The 17,800-nt window shown below is 62.1% G+C and carries 16 protein-coding genes; 8 read left to right on the plus strand and 8 right to left on the minus strand.

All coding sequences use genetic code 11. From position 1 onward, the window contains the following. The first annotated feature begins 28 nt into the window (after positions 1-28). From betI to ACSQ3L_RS23270, 5 genes are all read left to right on the plus strand, one after another. Complete coding sequence (gene betI / locus ACSQ3L_RS23250) at positions 29-634, plus strand: choline-binding transcriptional repressor BetI (protein ID WP_436162032.1); 606 nt, start codon at positions 29-31, stop codon at positions 632-634. 71 nt (positions 635-705) lie between these two features. Continuing rightward, positions 706-1,464 (plus strand): SDR family NAD(P)-dependent oxidoreductase, encoded by a 759-nt coding sequence (locus tag ACSQ3L_RS23255; RefSeq protein ID WP_436162033.1) that lies wholly within the window; start codon positions 706-708, stop codon positions 1,462-1,464. A 159-nt stretch (positions 1,465-1,623) separates the two neighbouring features. Further along, the gene (gene fumC / locus ACSQ3L_RS23260) at positions 1,624-3,021 is read left to right on the plus strand and encodes a class II fumarate hydratase (RefSeq protein WP_436162034.1); all 1,398 of its coding nucleotides are present in this window, start codon (positions 1,624-1,626) and stop codon (positions 3,019-3,021) included. Between the two features lie 520 nt (positions 3,022-3,541). Then, positions 3,542-3,961, plus strand: a complete 420-nt coding sequence (locus tag ACSQ3L_RS23265; RefSeq protein ID WP_436162035.1) for a DoxX family protein — start codon at positions 3,542-3,544, stop codon at positions 3,959-3,961. Positions 3,962-4,118: 157 nt separating this feature from the next. Further along, positions 4,119-4,532, plus strand: coding sequence for a DoxX family protein (locus ACSQ3L_RS23270; RefSeq protein WP_436162036.1), 414 nt, complete (start codon positions 4,119-4,121; stop codon positions 4,530-4,532). A 19-nt stretch (positions 4,533-4,551) separates the two neighbouring features. Here the strand turns inward: ACSQ3L_RS23270 and ACSQ3L_RS23275 are convergent, their stop codons facing one another. From ACSQ3L_RS23275 to ACSQ3L_RS23285, 3 genes are all read right to left on the minus strand, one after another. Further along, the gene (locus tag ACSQ3L_RS23275; RefSeq protein ID WP_436162037.1) at positions 4,552-5,178 is read right to left on the minus strand and encodes a hypothetical protein; all 627 of its coding nucleotides are present in this window, start codon (positions 5,176-5,178) and stop codon (positions 4,552-4,554) included. Between the two features lie 73 nt (positions 5,179-5,251). Further along, on the minus strand, positions 5,252-6,787 hold the full coding sequence (ppx, locus tag ACSQ3L_RS23280; RefSeq protein ID WP_436162038.1) for an exopolyphosphatase: 1,536 nt from the start codon (positions 6,785-6,787) through the stop codon (positions 5,252-5,254). Beyond that, positions 6,787-8,988 (minus strand): RNA degradosome polyphosphate kinase, encoded by a 2,202-nt coding sequence (locus ACSQ3L_RS23285; RefSeq protein ID WP_436162039.1) that lies wholly within the window; start codon positions 8,986-8,988, stop codon positions 6,787-6,789. The genes ppx and ACSQ3L_RS23285 overlap by 1 nt, the downstream gene beginning before the upstream one ends. 207 nt (positions 8,989-9,195) lie before the next feature. On the opposite strand from ACSQ3L_RS23285, the gene ACSQ3L_RS23290 reads away from it, so the two are divergent. The 3 genes from ACSQ3L_RS23290 (at position 9,196) to ACSQ3L_RS23300 (ending at position 12,063) form a co-directional block, all read left to right on the plus strand. Continuing rightward, positions 9,196-9,441 (plus strand): zinc-finger domain-containing protein, encoded by a 246-nt coding sequence (locus tag ACSQ3L_RS23290; protein WP_436163510.1) that lies wholly within the window; start codon positions 9,196-9,198, stop codon positions 9,439-9,441. Positions 9,442-9,460: 19 nt separating this feature from the next. Beyond that, the gene (locus ACSQ3L_RS23295; protein ID WP_436162040.1) at positions 9,461-10,699 is read left to right on the plus strand and encodes an FAD-dependent monooxygenase; all 1,239 of its coding nucleotides are present in this window, start codon (positions 9,461-9,463) and stop codon (positions 10,697-10,699) included. Between the two features lie 200 nt (positions 10,700-10,899). Next, the gene (locus ACSQ3L_RS23300) at positions 10,900-12,063 is read left to right on the plus strand and encodes an IS4 family transposase (protein ID WP_436163350.1); all 1,164 of its coding nucleotides are present in this window, start codon (positions 10,900-10,902) and stop codon (positions 12,061-12,063) included. 186 nt (positions 12,064-12,249) lie between these two features. Here ACSQ3L_RS23300 and ACSQ3L_RS23305 read toward each other — a convergent pair whose 3' ends face one another. The 5 genes from ACSQ3L_RS23305 to ACSQ3L_RS23325 form a co-directional block, all read right to left on the minus strand. Then, positions 12,250-12,918, minus strand: a complete 669-nt coding sequence (locus ACSQ3L_RS23305; RefSeq protein ID WP_436162041.1) for a TIGR02117 family protein — start codon at positions 12,916-12,918, stop codon at positions 12,250-12,252. 114 nt (positions 12,919-13,032) lie between these two features. Next, positions 13,033-13,782, minus strand: a complete 750-nt coding sequence (locus ACSQ3L_RS23310; protein ID WP_031260969.1) for an amino acid ABC transporter ATP-binding protein — start codon at positions 13,780-13,782, stop codon at positions 13,033-13,035. Positions 13,783-13,984: 202 nt separating this feature from the next. Continuing rightward, complete coding sequence (locus ACSQ3L_RS23315; protein WP_436162042.1) at positions 13,985-15,142, minus strand: amino acid ABC transporter permease; 1,158 nt, start codon at positions 15,140-15,142, stop codon at positions 13,985-13,987. Positions 15,143-15,151: 9 nt separating this feature from the next. Continuing rightward, positions 15,152-16,339 (minus strand): amino acid ABC transporter permease, encoded by a 1,188-nt coding sequence (locus tag ACSQ3L_RS23320; protein ID WP_436162043.1) that lies wholly within the window; start codon positions 16,337-16,339, stop codon positions 15,152-15,154. Between the two features lie 63 nt (positions 16,340-16,402). Continuing rightward, on the minus strand, positions 16,403-17,431 hold the full coding sequence (locus ACSQ3L_RS23325; protein ID WP_436162044.1) for an amino acid ABC transporter substrate-binding protein: 1,029 nt from the start codon (positions 17,429-17,431) through the stop codon (positions 16,403-16,405). Positions 17,432-17,800: the final 369 nt, after the last annotated feature.

A 17,800-nucleotide genomic window follows, 5' to 3' on the forward strand; every position in this document is an offset into this window, starting at 1 on the left:
ATGGATTCGCGATGCATGGACCTAACCCGTGAAACTCAAGCGCCTCAGTGACATACGCCGTAAGGAATTGCGGCAGGCTGCCTTCGCGGTGCTGGAGCGCGAAGGCATTGCCGGCGCGACACTGGAAAAAGTGGCCGCCCAGGCCGGCGCCTCCAAGGGCATCGTGCTGCACTATTTCCGCAACAAGCAGGAATTGTTCGAGCACGCGATGCGCGAGGCCAATGCCGTCCTGTGCCAGGCGGTGGTCGCGCGGCTTCGTCGGGCGAAGACGCCGATGGAGCGCATGGATGCGGTGATCGAGGGCAATTTCGAGGAGCATCTGTTCCAGCCTCCTCTCTGCCATGCCTGGCTGTCGCTCTGCGCCGAGGTGCCGCGCGACGCGAAGATGGCCCGCATCCAGAGGGTAATTCACGCGCGCATGCGCTCGAACCTTTTGTCGGGCCTGCATGGCCTCGCCTCACCTAGAGAAGCCGACGACATCGCGCTTGGCGTTACCGCGCTCATCGACGGGCTTTGGCTGCGGCTCGGCCTGCAGCCGGGCAGCGTCTCGCGCGAGCAGGCGATCCGCCAGGTCAAGAATTATGTCGCCGGGCGGCTGGCCCTGCGAGAGCCCGAAGTTCATACCGTGGGATAGGCTGGCCGCTTGACCTCGGCCGCCGATATGAGGTGCTCTCGCGGGTAGCCAAAGCTGCCTCGGAGCGTTCCATGAGACTTCACAACAAGCGCGCGCTGGTCACCGGTGGGTCGGACGGTATCGGCCTGGCGATCGCCGAAGCCTTTTTGCACGAGGGCGCTGACGTCCTGATCGTCGGCCGCGACACCAACAAGCTCGACGCCGCCCGCAAGCACCTCGGCGGCAATGTCGAGACGCTGTCGGCCGATCTTGCGACATCGGCCGGCATCGCAGCCGTCGTCGAGCAGGTGAAAAGATCCGCTCGGCCGCTCGATATCCTCGTCAACAATGCAGCGGTGGCTTTCCTGGTGCCGTTCGAAACCGTCAGCCAAGAGCAGTTCCAGCAATCCTTCGCGCTCAATGTGACGGCGGTGTTCTTCCTCACCCAGGGCCTGCTGCCGCATCTGGCGACCGGTGCATCGGTGATCAACATCTCGTCCTATTTCGCCAACAAGATGATCCCGAAGCGGCCGTCGAGCCTCTATTCGCTGTCCAAGGGCGCGCTGAACTCGCTGACCAAGTCACTCGCCTTCGAACTCGGCCCGCGCGGCATCCGCGTCAACGCCATCGCGCCAGGCACGGTCGACACGGCCATGCGGCGCAAGACCGTCGACAATCTGCCGGCCGAGGCAAAGGCGGAACTGAAGGCCTATGTCGAGCGCAGCTATCCGCTCGGCAGAATCGGCCGCCCCGACGACCTGGCCGGCATAGCGGTCTATCTGGCCAGCGAAGAGGCAGCCTGGACCAGCGGTGGGATCTTCGCCATCGACGGAGGGTACACGGCTGGGTGAGAAGCGTCTCGGCGCTACGCGCCGATCCACCTTCTCCCACAAGGGGAGAAGGAAAGCGCCGCATCTTCAACCGATTTGCATCCTTGCTGCCCGCAATCTCCGCTTGAAGCCGTTTGTGCAACGCGATACGCCGTTGCCGACTTCGACAAGGAGAGACCCGTGACCGCTGCAAAGACCAGAACCGAAACCGATACGTTCGGCCCCATCGAAGTCGCCGCCGACCGGTACTGGGGCGCGCAGGCGCAGCGTTCCCTTGGCAATTTCAAGATCGGCTGGGAGAAGCAGCCGGCGTCGATCGTGCGCGCGCTGGGCATCGTCAAGCGGGCGGCGGCCGAAGCCAACATGGACCTTCAGCGGCTTGATCCGGCTATCGGCAAGACGATCGTCGAGGCGGCGCAAGAGGTGATCGACGGCAAGCTCGACGAGCATTTCCCGCTGGTGGTCTGGCAGACCGGCTCGGGCACCCAGTCCAACATGAACGCCAACGAGGTGATCTCCAACCGGGCGATCGAAATGCTGGGCGGCGTCATGGGCTCCAAGAAGCCGGTGCACCCCAACGACCACGTCAATATGAGCCAGTCGTCGAACGACACCTATCCGACGGCCATGCACATCGCCTGCGCCGAGCGCATCGTGCACGACCTCCTGCCGGCGCTGAAACATCTGCACAAGGCACTTGAAGCCAAGACCAAGGCTTTCGCGCACATCATCAAGATCGGCCGCACGCACACGCAGGATGCCACCCCCCTCACCCTCGGTCAGGAATTTTCAGGCTATGCCGCACAGGTCGCCTCGTCGATCAAGCGCATCGAGCTGACGCTGCCGGGCCTGCAGGAACTGGCGCAGGGCGGCACCGCGGTCGGCACCGGCCTCAACGCACCGGTCGGCTTCGCCGAAAGGGTGGCGGATCGCATCGCCGCCATTACCGGCATCGCCTTCGTCACCGCGCCGAACAAGTTCGAGGCGCTGGCGGCCCATGATTCCATGGTGTTTTCGCACGGCGCCATCAACGCGGCTGCTGCGGCACTCTTCAAGATCGCCAACGACATCCGCTTCCTCGGTTCCGGCCCGCGTTCGGGCCTCGGCGAACTGTCGCTGCCGGAAAACGAGCCGGGCTCCTCGATCATGCCGGGCAAGGTCAATCCGACCCAGTGCGAGGCGATGACGCAGGTCTGCGTGCAGGTGTTCGGCAACAATGCGGCGCTCACCTTCGCCGGCAGCCAGGGCCATTTCGAGCTCAACGTCTACAATCCGCTGATGGCCTACAACTTCCTGCAGTCGGTGCAACTGCTCTCCGACGCCTCGATCTCCTTCGCCGACAATTGCGTCGTCGGCATCGAGGCGCGCGAAGACAACATCAAGGCCGCACTCGACCGCTCGCTGATGCTGGTGACGGCGCTGGCGCCGACCATCGGCTACGACAATGCGGCCAAGATCGCCAAGACCGCCCACAAGAAGGGCACCACGCTGCGCGAGGAAGCGCTCGCCACCGGGCTGGTCAGCGAAGCCGACTACGACCGGCTGGTTCGGCCGGAGGACATGACGCATCCAGGGTAGCGCTCGACACAGGGAAAGGTTGCGGATTTGTCGGCAACCGGGATTTCACCATTCATTTCGGTGAACCGTCGCAAACGCTTGAGATTGGCCGAAGCCTCCCAAACTTCGTCATCCTTGGGCGTAGCGACGCGAAGCGGAGCGAAGACCCAAGGATCCATGCCGTGACTTCAGAGCGCTGCCGCGGTTCAAATTCTGCTCCGCTGCATTCCTTGGTTAAGGTCACGGCATGGATCCTCGGGTCTGCGCCGCGTCGCTACGCTCCTTGCTCCGCCCGAGGATGACGAAGCGATGGGCGTTTCGGCCAATCTTCAAGGCAATCTGCACTATCCAACCTTCAAGCGCGGTGGACTGAGGCGGGAAAATTTGCTCCCGCAGCCTCTTCTCGCGACATGAATTTCGCGTCGACCTGATGAGCTTAGAACGCAACGCCTGTGAACAATGTGTCGCCGCATAAGCGGCTTTGGTGAACAGTCCTCGTCGTCTATCTGAGTGGGCATTCAACCCCATTCGGAGACTCGCCATGTCCACCAACACTTCAGTCGCCGGTTCCGGCGCATCCAATGCCTCAACCACCATCCTCCTCGGCCGTGTTCTGCTTGCGGTCATCTTCCTGCTTTCAGGTTTCGGCAAGCTCACCGCCATCGCCGGCACAGCCGGTTATTTCGGCAGCCTCGGCCTGCCCTTGCCGACCGTAACGGCCATTGTCGTCGGCTTGATCGAGCTTCTTGGCGGTCTCGCCATCCTCGTCGGCTTCAAGACCCGGATTGTTGCCTTGGTGCTGGCGGTCTTCACCGTCGCCACCGGCCTGGTCGCCCACACCGGTTGGGCCGACCAGATGCAGATGATCCAGTTTCTGAAGAATCTCGCCATCGCGGGCGGCTTCCTCGTGCTGGCTTCCTCGGGCGCCGGTGCCTATTCGGTCGACGCCAAGCGCGGCTGAGTCAAGCCTGACGACAGCCGAACAAAAGGCGGCGCGGAATTTTCCGCGCCGCATTTTCGTTGTCGGTGTATGCCCGCCGATCTATCGGCCGGAATTTCTGCTAGGATCGAGAGCATCGGGGCCGAGGCCAACCAGTGGGCCGACAACGGAGGTGACCATGCCCCGCAACGCGCTTCTCCTGCTTTCCCGGCTGCTGCTCGCCGCCCTGTTCGTGCCCTCCGGTTTCCAGGCGTTGAGCGACATTGCCGGCACGACAGGCTATTTCGCCGGCCTCGGCCTGCCGCTGCCGACACTTGCCGCCTGGGGCACCGGCCTGTTCGAACTGATCGTCGGGCTGCTCATCCTGGTTGGTTTCCAGACCCGGATCACGGCGCTGCTGCTTGCCGCCTTCTGCATTGCCGCCGGTTTCATCGGCCATTACGGCCAGGGCGGTGGCGACGCGATGCTCGCCTTCCTGCACCAGCAGATGCTGATGAAGGACATTGCGATAGCTGGCGGTTTCCTGGCGCTGGCAATGGCCGGTGCGGGAGCCTGGTCGGTCGACGGGCGGATAATTGCAGGAGGCTCCTGAGCGGGTAACCCGACTCGGTTCATTCGTCCACAAACACGAACTTTGCGAGACGACTTACGTTGACCGGCACCGACGCCATGGCGCTGAATAAGCCCATCCGACCGACGCCAACATACAGACAAAGTTGCTGTTTTTCTGCCGCTACCGCCACCCACTCCCATCCGAAATCATCTCTATCTCTGACATAATTTCGAAGATTTCTGTCTATCGCGACGTAGATGTAGCCATCTGATTCAACAAGCTTTTTTCTCTTCAGATAGGGCAGCAGATCAATCCGGCCAAGAATGGGCTGGATCGGCCCTTCTATTGTCTGAGCTCTCTCGGATAGCGTCTGATCAATGCCCCGCGAACATGGTTCGAGGCGCGAGGACAAATCGTCCTTCGTCAGGGATTTCATGAACTTGAATACATCGGCGCTTGGCTTGAACACGAAGTAGTTTATTTTTTCTCCGTCCTTGGGCGCGCGACGCATTCCATGAAAATTGAATGGCATTCTTTGGCCATGGCCCTTTGGATAGGATCGATCGAATTCGAATGTCCCTTTGGACTCGATGGACAAGGTGTATAGCGTCTGCGCTCCGGCTGACCCGACACTCAAAAAACATAAGCCTGAAAGCACCAACAACAGTGTCTGGCTGCATTTCATGGATTTTCTCCATCGAGTTTCTCGGCTGTCGCGAATGGCCTCCAACATGGTCGACTGAACGCCGCACCAGAAACTACTTCACCGAAACGCTCGGCCCGCCCTCGACGGCCAGCACCAGCCGGCGGTTGGTGATCCTTGCCAGTTGCGCCAGGCGCCCGGCCGGCCGTTCGCCATATAGATCGGCCAGCGATGCCGGCAAGACCAGCGCCAACACGCCGTTGCCGCGCTGTTCCCATTTCAGCCTGGGCATGATGCCGGGCATCGACGCCGTCAGCAGGTAAACGACGCGCATCATGGCGGCGAGCACGCGGGCGCGCTCCAGATAACGCGGCGGCGCCAGCGCCTTGATTTCGGGGGCGATGGCTTCGTTGAAGATGCCGTCGTGACGATAGGCGTTGGCCATGGCCAGGAAGGCACGGCCGGGATGGTCGACGCCGAAGAAGGACGCGTGCGCAATGATGTTGAGCGATTGCTTGCCGCGATATTCGGGGTGTGCGCGCCAGCCGATGTCGGCCAGCAATGCGGCCGCGTGGCGGTAGCGTGCCTCGTCCTCGGTCTCGTCGATGCCGAAGGCGGCAAAGGTTTTGGCGGTCCAGTCGACAAGCTCATGCGCATGAGTGACGGAACGTGAGCGCAAGCGGGCTAGCTCCTCCGAGGCCGAAATCAAGGGATCGGCCTTCTGCTCGGCCTCGTCGAGCAGCGAATAGAGGAAGCCTTCGCGCACGCCGAGCGCCGAGACGATGATCTTCGACGGCTGCATCGCCGCCATGATCTCCTGCAGCACGATGGCGCCGTAAGGCAGCAGCGAACGGCGGTTCTTCGAAACGCCTTCGATCCCCTTGACCTTCTCGATCTCGGCCTTGGCCACCTGCTTGAGGAAGTTCGCCGCGCTTTCGGCCGATATCTCGTAGTGGTGCATGACGCCAAGCGGGTAGTTGGTCATTTCCATGTGCAGCCGGGCGAGATTTCGCCAGGTGCCGCCGACGGCGTAGAAGGGCCTCCCCTGCCCGCCCTTCAACAGCTTCGCCTTCGCCAGTTCGTCACGCGCGATCCTTGCCGCCTGGGTCAGCGAGTTCTTCGCCATGTCTTGCAGGCGCAGGCCGCCCAGCGGCAGCGTTATGCCGTCACCGATCGCTTCGCCGTCGACGTCAACCAGTTCGAGGCTGCCACCGCCAAGGTCGCCGGCGATGCCGTCGGCCGGGTGGAAGCCGGAAATGACGCCGAGCGCCGAATAATAGGCTTCCTGACGGCCGCTGATGACACGGATTTCAGTCTTCAGCACATCCTCGGCGCGGTGGATGAAATCAGGACCGTTGATCGCCTCGCGGGCGGCGGCGGTCGCCAGCACGTACATATGTTCGGCGCCGGCCTGGTCGGAGAGCGCGCGAAAGCGGCGGAACTCTTCCATCGAGCGGGTCACCGCCTCGGGGTCGAGCTTGCCGGTCGAAACGATGCCGCGGCCAAGACCGGCCAGCATCTTTTCGTTGAACAGCATGGTCGGCGAGCGCGCCAGCCCCTCATAGACGACGAGACGGATCGAGTTCGATCCGATGTCGATGATGGACAGCGGTCGGCGGTCCTGCAGCCGGCCTTGGGAATCAGACAGCATCAGCCGGACGCTGCGGCGTTCTTCTTGCGACGCTTGAACTGCGCGATGCGCTTGGGCGCGTGCGACTTCAGCGCGTCACCCCGTCCCGACAGGCTCGGATTGGTCATGAAATATTCCTGCGCGTTGAACGGTTCCTCGCCCTCCTCAAGCACGACGCGCCGGGAGGTTCCATCAGCCAATACGTCGAAACTTTGCTGATTGTCCATGATGTTGCCCAGCATGATCTGGCCCAGGATCTGTTCATGCACAGTTGGATTGGTGATTGGCACCATGGTCTCGACGCGGCGGTCGAGATTGCGCGGCATCAGGTCGGCCGAGGAGATATAGACGATCGCCTCGTCCGAGGGCAGGCCATGGCCGTTGCCGAAGCAATAGATGCGGCTGTGCTCGAGAAAACGGCCGACGATGGATTTGACGCGGATGTTTTCCGACAGGCCCGGAACCTGCGGCCGCAGGCAGCAGATGCCGCGCACGACAAGGTCGATCTCGACGCCGGCGCGGCTGGCGTCGTAAAGCGCGTCGATGATGATCGGGTCTACGAGCGCGTTCATCTTCATCCAGATGCGCGCCGGCCGGCCCTCCAGGGCGTGGGCGACTTCCGCGGAAATATGCTTCAAGATGCGGTTTCGAAGCGTGAACGGCGAGATCGCCAGACGCATTTCGTCGGTCGGCTCGGCATAGCCGGTGATGAAATTGAACAGCTGGGCGACGTCGCGCGCGATCGTCGGATCGGTGGTGAAGAAGGACAGGTCGGTGTAGATGCGCGCAGTGACCGGGTGGTAGTTGCCGGTGCCGAGATGCACGTAATTGCGCAGCTTGCCGTCCTCGCGCCGCACCACCAGCGACATCTTTGCATGCGTCTTCAGTTCGAGGAAGCCGAACACGACCTGCACGCCGGCGCGCTCCAGGTCGCGCGCCCAGCGGATGTTGGCCTCCTCGTCGAAGCGCGCCTTGAGCTCTACCAGCGCCGTCACCGACTTGCCGGCCTCCGCTGCGTCGACCAGCGCGCGCACGATCGGGCTATCGTTGGAGGTGCGGTAAAGCGTCTGCTTGATCGCCACCACTTCCGGGTCGGCCATCGCCTGGCGCAGGAACTGCACCACCACGTCGAACGATTCGTAGGGGTGATGGACGACGATGTCCTTCTCGCGGATGGCAGCGAAACAGTCGCCGCCATGCTCGCGGATACGTTCGGGAAAGCGCGGATTGTAGGGCGTGAATTTGAGGTCATCGCGGGGGACGGCGACGATCTCGGAAATCTGGCTGAGCGCCAGCGGCCCGGTCAGAACGCTGATGCGGCTCGACGACACGCCAAGTTCGCCGGCGACGAAGTCGCGCAGTTCCGCCGGCATCAGTACGTCGAACTCGATGCGGATCACCGATCCGCGGCGGCGGCGCTTCAGCGCCGTCTCGAACAGGCGCACGAGATCTTCCGATTCCTCCTCGACCTCGATATCGCTGTCGCGGATGATGCGGAATGTGCCGGAGCCCTTGACCTCGTAGCCAGGGAAGAGTTTGCCGATATACAGGCCGACAGCCTCCTCCAGCGGGATGAAGCGGACATGGCGCTTGCGGTCCGGCAGGCGGATGAAGCGCTTCAGCGCCACCGGCAGGCGCAGCAGCGCGCTCATCTCTTCGCCGTTCTTGCGATGGCGCAATTGCAGCGCCATCGAGAAGCCGAGATTGGGGATGAACGGGAACGGATGCGCCGGGTCGATCGACAGCGGGGTGAGCACTGGGAACACCTGCTCCTGGAAATGGTCTTCCAGCCAGACCTTCTCGTCCTTGGTCAGCGCATCGCGGGTGATGCTCTCGATGCCTTCCTTGTTGAGCAGCACGGTGAGCGCCGAAAGGCTCTTCTGCTGGTCCTCCTGCAGCCGCTCGACCTCACGCAGCAGCTGTTCGAGCTGCTGTTCTGGGGTGCGCCCGTCGGGGCTCTTCAGCACGATGCCTTCGCGCACCTGGCCGGCGAGGCCAGCAACGCGCACCATGAAGAACTCGTCGAGATTGGCAGCCGATATCGACAGGAAGCGGACACGCTCCAGCAATGGATGATTGAGGTTCAGCGATTCCTCAAGAACGCGCCGGTTGAACTGCAGCCAGGAAAATTCGCGGTTGACGAAACGGTCCGGATTGCCGCCTTCCGGGCTTGCCGCCTCGCCGTCGATGAATTCGCTTTGCACCGGCTTCAGTTCGTTCATGATTCCCGCTCTTCCCGCGCACTGGCCGGTTAGCTAGTCTCTATAGCGACACATGGTCCCTCCCGAAAACCGAAATCGGTTTTCGGATCATGGGTTAACCGGCTTAACTTATCCTCTGACAGGCTTTTGCGACAGTTTCATTTCATCGATCTTGCAAAGAGATGGGTTATGATCCAGATGCAATTCTACGAGATTAAGGAGACGACGATGGCAGGCGGTTCCATTCCCCATTTTCAGAACGATGCGGGCTATCCGGCGATCGACATCGGCGTCAGGGAATTCATGTGCACGGGCGCCAATCCGCCTTTCGACCACCCGCATGTGTTTCTCGACATGGGCGACGACAACGAAAAAGTCTGCCCCTATTGCTCGACGCTCTACCGTTATTCGCCGAAGCTGAAGGCGACCGAAACGCTGCCGGCAGGCTGCCTCTATATCGATCAGGCCGCCTGACCCTTCCGCGGCAGGCCCGATGGACGACACGCGATCCCGGCAAGTCGTTATCGCCGGAGCGGGCGTCGCCGGGCTGACCGCGGCCGTTGCGTTCGCCGAACGCGGCTATTGTGTGCGTGTGTTCGAACAGGCACCGCGCCTGGAAGCAGCAGGCGCCGGCATCCAGCTTTCTCCCAACGCGACACGCATCCTTCGCCAGCTTGGTGTGCTCGACAGGCTGCTGCCGGCAGCGGTGCGGCCGGAAGCCGTGGTCTTGAAGGACGCCGCAACGCTGCGCGAACTCGCGCGGGTGCCGCTGGGACAAGCCGGAGAAAGGCGTTGGGGAGCCCCCTATCTCGTGGCGCATCGCGCCGACCTGCAGAGTGCGTTGATGGCACGGGTTGCAGAGATGCCGGATATCCATCTCACCACCGGCGCGCGCGTCGGCAGCGTCGCCACCGGCCCGCATGGCATCACCGCGACGGCCGAGATCGACGGCAGGACCATCGAGGCCGAGGGCCTCCTGCTGGTCGGCGCCGATGGCGTCTGGTCGTCGGTGCGCAGGCTTGTCGATTCGGCCCAAAGAGCGACCTCGTCGAGAAGCCGGTTTTCGGGCGAACTGGCCTGGCGTGCCACCATTCGCGCCGACAGCGCTGCCGGACAGGCCTTTGCCGCGATCGGTGCAACCAATTGTGTCACCACCTTCCTGCATCCCGGCTTCCATATGGTCGCCTATCCCGTCAGCAAGGGCGCTGCCTTCAATCTCGCCGCCTTCACCAAGGGGGACCGTATCGCCGAGGGCTGGTCCGGCAATGGCGATGCCGGAATCCTGACCGGTGCCCTGCGCGGCACCGCGGCAGGACTTACCCGTCTGGTCGAGCAGGCCGGCCCGTGGACGGCGTGGCCGATCCATACTGTCGATCCGCAACAGTCCTGGACAACACCGACCGGCATCGCGCTGATCGGTGACGCCGCGCATGCGATGACGCCGTTCGCGGCGCAAGGTGCGGCCATGGCGATCGAGGATGCGGCGACGCTTGCAGCTGTCGTTGCCGACTTGCCCGCAGACCCTCTAGCTGGGCTTGCGGTCTGGGAACAGTTGCGGCGGCCTCGTGTAGCGCAGGTCACCAGACGCGGCGCTGTCAACCGGCTCGCCTGGCATGCCGCGGGTCCGGTAGCGATCGCCCGCAATCTGTTCCTGAAGGTGCGCTCGTCGGAAAAACTCGCGGCGGATTTGGATTGGCTCTATGGGTGGCAACCGCAGATCATCCGACGCTAAGCGTGCCGGAACCGCTAGCTAAAAGCACAATCGGCCGGCGGGACAGCACCCCCCTCTGTCCTGCCGGACATCTCCCCCGCAAGGGGCAGGGCTGTCCGGGGAACTTATTGAGTGAATCGAAATGCCGCATGTGCATGCCCCGTAAAACGGGTTTTGTCCGTCTTCTCTCTGGTTGTCGAGACTCAGAAAAGGAACGGGGCATGCGCTTTGCACCTAGCATCTTCGGGCAGCTTCTTGAAGCCATCGATCGGCGTCGATTCCAAGCGATTGTGGATCGCCACGACGGGGATGCCTACGACAAATCGTTCAGGAGCTGGGATCATCTGGTGGCGCTGATCTATGCCCAGTTCTGCGGCAGCAGCGGCTTGCGTGGCCTGGAAGCCGGCTGGAACGCCAACAGCCAGCATCATTATCACCTGGGCAGCGGTCCCCTGACGCGTTCGACCTTGTCGGACGCCAACAGACGGCGTCCGGTGGCCGTCTTTGCCGAGGCGTTCGGCCTTGTGGCCGACCAACTCGACCGGCAGATGCGCCGCGAGAGCAAAGAAATGCTGCGGCTGATCGACTCGACCCCCATTCCGCTCGGCAAACTGTGCGATTGGGCCAAGTCGAATGGGCGCATCCGCGGCATGAAGATGCATGTCGTCTATGACCCGAAGGTCGACTGTCCGCGCGTGCTTGACATCACCGACGCCAACGTCAACGACGCCCAGATCGGCCGCCAGATCACGATCGAAGCTGCGGCGACCTACGTGTTCGACAAGGGCTACTGCCACTACGGCTGGTGGACGGCGATCGCCGAAGCCGGATCGATCTTCGTGACGCGGCCCAAGGCCAACATGGGGCTGGCGCTGGTGTGTGATCGCCCCATAGCCGAGCCGCAGGGCGATGGCTTCCTGGTTCTGGAAGACAGTGAGGTAAGCCTGGTCAGCAAGGGTGTTTGCAAGCTGCCGATGCGCCTGCGCCGCCTGCGCGTTCAGCGCCAAGAGGGCGACACCATTACGCTTTTGACCAACGATCTGGAGCGCTCGGCCGTCGAGATTGGCCGGCTCTACAAAGGTCGCTGGCAAATCGAGCTTCTGTTCCGCTGGATCAAGCAGCACCTCAAGATCCGCAAGTTCCTGGGCAACAACGACAATGCGATCCGCCTGCAACTCTTCGCAGCAATGATCGCATATGCGCTGCTGCGCATTGTCGCGCGCACTCGCCGTGTCCCTATTCCAATCTTGAGGTTCACAGAACTGGTCGCTCAATACTTGTTTGGGCGGCGTAAAATGCAATCCATCGACAAGCCGCCACCGGTCAATCCAAGCCGACCAAGAGACCGAGCCTCCCCCAATCAAATGGCCTTCATATATGAATGACTTTCCCCGGACAGCCCTGCGCAAGGGGGGAGATCAGCCGGCACCGCCGATTTCGCCAATCTCCGTCGTCGCAGAAGGGAGCGGAATGCCGAAGCTGCCAATCTCCCCCCTTGCGGGGGAGATGTCCGGCAGGACAGAGGGGGGTGTGAAGGAACACGACGCTTGCCAATTCGCGGAATGCCCACGCTAATTATACAGCCGCATCGACAGGCCGAGCGAAGCCGGCAGCGGGTTCCACCAGCCGGTGCGCAGGCCTGCTGTACGCAACGCCGCCGCCGTCCAGGTGTTGCAGCCGACCAGCGCGTTGAAATGGCCATTGGCTTCGTAGAAGCCGTCGAAGCTGGAATAGGCCGCATCCGGCACAAGGATCGGACCCTTCGGACCCCGCTGGAAACTCGCATCGATGAAATCGAGCAGCGCTGCGAAGCGATCCTCGCCGATGTCGAAACCCGCAACGTCCGCGCGCGGTTCGACGATGTCAGCGGCGACATCGACATGCATGACCGACGCGTCGAGGGTCAGTGCCTTCATCACCGGCACCGCCTTCAGCTCAGACCATGTCGGCGTCTCCAGGTAGAAAGCGCGGCCGCCCCAGCCGAAGACGATGTAGCGGACCTCCGGACTGTCGGCCGGTATGCCGGCGTCGGCCAGGAAGTGGAAGCGCCGGCGCACGGCATCGTCGACCGGGATGGCGATGTCCGTGTGGATCGGGTTGTTCAGCACCAGGATGTGGCGGGTCACGGCGGGCGCGGCGGCGGCCGGCGGCCACAGCGGTCGCGGCACGAGTGCGCCCATCGTCACGGCGAGCGCGACGGCCATCAGCAGAAGGCCAAGAAAACGTCCCAGTCTTTTCACGAAAGGCGGCCCCGCAAACGCGCTTCGGCGCGACATAAACCGCCCGCCTGCCCATCATCCATACGCAAAAGAGCCCGGCGGTGTTTCAGCCGGGCTCTTCGTGACCGTCGAGGCCTAATGCAGGATCTGCGACAGGAACAGCTTCGTGCGCTCATGGCGCGGGTGGTCGAAGAACTCGGCCGGCGTGTTCTGCTCGACGATCTGGCCCTGGTCCATGAAGATCACGCGGTTGGCGACCTTGCGGGCAAAGCCCATTTCGTGGGTGACGCACAGCATGGTCATGCCTTCTTCGGCGAGCCCGACCATCGTCTCCAGCACTTCCTTGATCATTTCCGGATCGAGCGCCGAGGTCGGCTCGTCGAACAGCATGATGCGCGGGTTCATGCACAGCGAACGGGCGATCGCCACGCGCTGCTGCTGGCCGCCGGACAGCTGGCCGGGATATTTGTGGGCCTGTTCCGGGATCTTGACGCGCTTGAGGAAATGCATGGCGATTTCCTCGGCCTGTTTCTTCGGCGTCTTGCGAACCCAGATCGGCGCCAGCGTGCAGTTCTCCAGGATGGTCAGATGCGGGAACAGGTTGAAGTGCTGGAACACCATGCCGACCTCGCGGCGCACCTCGTCGATCTTCTTGAGATCGTTGGTCAGCTCCTTGCCGTCGACGATGATCTTGCCCTTCTGGTGCTCTTCCAGGCGGTTGATGCAGCGGATCATCGTCGATTTGCCGGAGCCCGAAGGGCCGCAGATGACGATGCGCTCGCCGCGCATCACTTTCAGATTGATGTCCTTCAGCACATGGAACTCGCCGTACCATTTGTGCATGGCGATGATGTCGATGGCGACATCGGTGGTGGAAATCTGCATCTTGGCGGCGTTGACCTTGATCTCTTCCGCACTGACGGCATTTTCGGTGGCCATGATGGGATCCCCTTGTTCTTTTATCGTTGGTTATGATGCATGTCGTTATCCCAAAACCGCTATACACTTTTGGGCGACATGCATTTTATCGTTGGTTGTGATGCATGTCGTTACCCCAAAACCGCTATACACTTTTGGGCGACATGCATCAGCGTTTGTGGCCGGTGTCGAGCCGGCGTTCGGTGTACATTGAATAGCGCGACATGCCGAAGCAGAACAGCCAGAAGACGAAGGCCGCGAAGATCAGGCCGGACCTGGCCGTCTGCGCTGTTGCCCAGTTCGGGTCGGAGAAGTTCTGCTTGACGATGCCGAGCAGGTCGAACATCGAGATGATGATGACCAGGCTGGTGTCCTTGAACATGCCGATGAAGGTGTTGACGATGCCCGGGATGACCAGCTTCAGCGCCTGCGGCATGACGATGAAATACATCTTCTGCCAGTAGCCGAGGCCGAGCGAGTCGGCACCTTCATACTGGCCCTTGGGGATCGCCTGCAGTCCGCCACGCACCACTTCGGCCATATAGGCGGCGGCAAACAGCGACACGCCGATCAAAGCGCGCAGGAACTTGTCGAAGGAGACGCCGGCCGGCAGGAACAGCGGCAGCATGACGCTGGCAAAGAACAAAACGGTGATCAGCGGGATGCCGCGCACCGTCTCGATGAAGACGACGCACAGCGTCTTGATGATCGGCATCTTGGAACGGCGGCCGAGCGCCAGCACGATGCCAAGCGGCAGCGACACGGCAATGCCGACGAAGGACAGGCTGAGCGTTACCAGCAGCCCGCCCCACAGTGAGGTCTCGACATGCGGCAGGCCGAACATGCCGCCGACCAAAAGGACGAAGGCGACGATCGGCAGCACAAAGAACAGCAGAATGGCGTTCAGCCCTTTGCGCGGCACTTTCGGGATGAGCATCGGCACCAGCAGCGCCACGAACAGGATGGCGACCAGGATTGGCCGCCAGCGCTCCTCGAGGGGATAGCGTCCGACCATGAACTGGCCGAATTTGGCATTGACGAAAGCCCAGCAGGCGCCGGTCCAGCCATCCGGCTGGACGCCGCCTTGCGCCACCGTGGCGCATACGGTCCGGTCGGGTCCCGTCCACACGGCGTTGATGAACGCCCAGTTGATGATTTGCGGCAGGATCATCGCCACCAATGCGATGCCGACGATGGTCAAAATGGTGTCGCCGGCGGAGGCGATCAGGTTCTTGCGCACCCACGCACCGAGACCGGTGACGCCGGCTGGCGCCGGCTGCGCCAGCACCATTTCGGTGCGCACCCAGGACATATCGTGTTCTTGCATGTCCTTACCTCACCTCTCCACCAGCGCCATCTTGGCGTTGAACCAGTTCATCACAAGCGAGGTCAGAAGGCTGATGGCCAGATAGATCACCATCATGATCACCACGCCCTCGACGGCCTGGCCGGTCTGGTTCAGCACCGTACCGGCGGTCGCCGTCAGGTCCGGATAGCCGATGGCGATGGCGAGCGACGAGTTCTTAGTCAGGTTGAGATACTGGCTGGTCAGCGGCGGAATGACGATGCGCATGGCTTGCGGCACGACGACCAGCCGCAGGATCGATCCGGACCGCAACCCCAACGCACCGGCGGCTTCCGTCTGGCCCGTGCTGACACCCCTGATGCCGGCGCGCACGATCTCGGCGATGAAGGCGGCGGTGTAACAGGACAGCGCCAGATAAAGCGAAAGGAACTCCGGCCTGACCTGGAAGCCGCCGGTCAGATTGAAAGTCGATTGCTTCGGGTAGTCGAAAGTCAGGGGAAAGCCGCTCAGCGCATAGGCCAGCAGCGGCAGCCCGACGATCAGCGCCAGGGCTGTCCACAACACCGGAAATTGCTGGCCGGTCGCCATCTGCCGCTGCCGCGCCGTGCGCGCGACGAACCACGCCATGGCGATGCCGACAAGCAGAGCGACGAAGATCAGCCAGGAGCCGTCGCCCCAGACGGCGCGTGGAAAATAGAAACCACGCTGGTTGAGGAAGGAGCCGAACGGTAAATTGATGCTGTCGCGCGGCGCCGGCAGCACGGCCAGCACGCCGGAATACCAGAAGAAGATGACCAGCAGCGGCGGGATGTTGCGGAAGACCTCGACATAGACCGTGCAGATCTTCCGGATCAACCAGTTCTGCGAAAGCCGGCCGATGCCGATGATGAAGCCGATGATCGTCGCGGTGATGATGCCGACGATGGCGACGATCACCGTGTTGAGGAAGCCAACCAGAATGGCGCGGCCATAGGTCGAATCCGATGAATAGGCGATGGCGCTCTCGCTGATGTCGAAACCGGCGCGGCCCTTGAGGAAGCCGAAGCCGGAAGCAATGTGCAGGCGCGTCAGGTTGTCGATGACGTTGTGGGCAATCCACCAGACGCCCGCCACCAGCAAGACGACGACCAGCGCCTGGAAGAATATGCCCCGGATCTTTGGATCGTTGATGAAGGAGCCCCGGCTGGGCTCCTCGCGAAGAACTTCCTGAGATGCCATTCGACCGTCCCCTGGAAAGAGAAACCGGGAGGCAGACGACCTGCCTCCCGGATCACATTTCGATCAGCGGATCGGCGGAGCGTACTGCAGGCCACCCTTGGTCCACAGCGCGTTGATGCCGCGCGCGATCTTCAACGGACTGCCCGAGCCGACATTGCGCTCGAACATTTCGCCATAATTGCCGACGGCCTTGACGATGTTGACGACCCAGTCATTGGAGACGCCGAGATCGGTACCGATCTTGGTGTCGGCTTCCTGGCCAAGCACGCGCTTGATCTCGGGGCTGGGCGAGTTCTTCATTTCATCGACATTGGCCTTGGTGATGCCAAGTTCTTCAGCCTGCAGCAGTGCGAAATAGGTCCACTTGACGATGTGGTACCACTGGTCGTCGCCCTGGCGAACGGCTGGTCCGAGCGGCTCCTTCGAGATGATCTCGGGCAGCACGACATGGTCGGCCGGCGATCCCAGCGTCAGGCGGATGCCATAGAGGCCCGACTGGTCGGTGGTGTAGACGTCGCAGCGGCCGGCATCATAGGCGGCGTTGACCTCTTCCAGCTTTTCGAAGACGACCGGGTTGTACTCCATCTTGTTGGCCTTGAAATAGTCGGCGAGGTTGAGCTCGGTGGTCGTGCCGCTCTGCACGCAGACGGCGGCGCCGGAGAGCTGCAACGCCGAATTGACGCCCGGCAGCTTCTTGGCGTTGATCATGAAACCCTGGCCGTCATAATAGGTGACGCCGATGAAATTCAGGCCAAGTGCCGTGTCGCGGTTGATGGTCCAGGTGGTGTTGCGCGACAGGATGTCGATCTCGCCGGACTGCAGGGCGGTGAACCGCTCCTTGGCGCTGAGCGGCGTGAACTTGACCTTGGTGCCGTCACCAAAGACGGCGGCCGCGACAGCGCGGCAGAAATCCGCATCGATGCCTTGCCAGTCACCCTTGTCGTCCGGCGCCGAAAAGCCGGCCAGGCCGGTCGAGACACCGCACTGGATGAAGCCCTTCGCTTTGACCGTGTCGAGCGTGGCTGCCGACGCGGCCGACGCCATCAACCCAAGCGTGGCGGCGCCAAGAATGCCGATAGCAGTATGTTTCATGACCCACAGACCCTTTTCTCTGTTTTCCAGGGGCAAACCCTGATCTTTTCTCCCGCGTGAACGCAGCTCCCATTCCGGCCCATTTCCGGAACCCCGCATCGTAACCGACGCGCCGCCTCCCATTCACGAATGTCATCGAAGGCGATAATTCCCGTGAGGTCAAGGAAAATGACCGAAACCCAAAGAGTTTGAAAACCGATTGCCGCAAATGCCTGAATTGCAGACAAAAGCGCCCGCGATTTGGTCAGCAGCGCCAATAAAGGCGGCAAAGCTCACGCAAACGCCAATGCGGGGTCAATACGTGCCGCAGCGGCGAAATCCATCCCGGGCAACGCCCCGGCGTTGTTGACCTAAGAGCGCAATGAATTG

This window comes from Mesorhizobium sp. LjRoot246 (assembly GCF_964254115.1).
In the GTDB taxonomy this organism is placed as follows: domain Bacteria; phylum Pseudomonadota; class Alphaproteobacteria; order Rhizobiales; family Rhizobiaceae; genus Mesorhizobium.

Bases quoted from the DNA above. Each gene is read 5' to 3' on its own strand.
- ACSQ3L_RS23315 (WP_436162042.1), bottom strand. From the start codon at position 15,142: ATGCAAGAACACGATATGTCCTGGGTGCGCACCGAAATGGTGCTGGCG.
- ACSQ3L_RS23265 (WP_436162035.1), top strand. From the start codon at position 3,542: ATGTCCACCAACACTTCAGTCGCCGGTTCCGGCGCATCCAATGCCTCA.
- ACSQ3L_RS23275 (WP_436162037.1), bottom strand. From the start codon at position 5,178: ATGAAATGCAGCCAGACACTGTTGTTGGTGCTTTCAGGCTTATGTTTT.
- ppx (WP_436162038.1), bottom strand. From the start codon at position 6,787: ATGCTGTCTGATTCCCAAGGCCGGCTGCAGGACCGCCGACCGCTGTCC.
- ACSQ3L_RS23295 (WP_436162040.1), top strand. From the start codon at position 9,461: ATGGACGACACGCGATCCCGGCAAGTCGTTATCGCCGGAGCGGGCGTC.
- ACSQ3L_RS23270 (WP_436162036.1), top strand. From the start codon at position 4,119: ATGCCCCGCAACGCGCTTCTCCTGCTTTCCCGGCTGCTGCTCGCCGCC.
- ACSQ3L_RS23300 (WP_436163350.1), top strand. From the start codon at position 10,900: ATGCGCTTTGCACCTAGCATCTTCGGGCAGCTTCTTGAAGCCATCGAT.
- ACSQ3L_RS23320 (WP_436162043.1), bottom strand. From the start codon at position 16,339: ATGGCATCTCAGGAAGTTCTTCGCGAGGAGCCCAGCCGGGGCTCCTTC.
- ACSQ3L_RS23310 (WP_031260969.1), bottom strand. From the start codon at position 13,782: ATGCAGATTTCCACCACCGATGTCGCCATCGACATCATCGCCATGCAC.
- ACSQ3L_RS23285 (WP_436162039.1), bottom strand. From the start codon at position 8,988: ATGAACGAACTGAAGCCGGTGCAAAGCGAATTCATCGACGGCGAGGCG.
- ACSQ3L_RS23325 (WP_436162044.1), bottom strand. From the start codon at position 17,431: ATGAAACATACTGCTATCGGCATTCTTGGCGCCGCCACGCTTGGGTTG.
- ACSQ3L_RS23255 (WP_436162033.1), top strand. From the start codon at position 706: ATGAGACTTCACAACAAGCGCGCGCTGGTCACCGGTGGGTCGGACGGT.
- ACSQ3L_RS23290 (WP_436163510.1), top strand. From the start codon at position 9,196: ATGGCAGGCGGTTCCATTCCCCATTTTCAGAACGATGCGGGCTATCCG.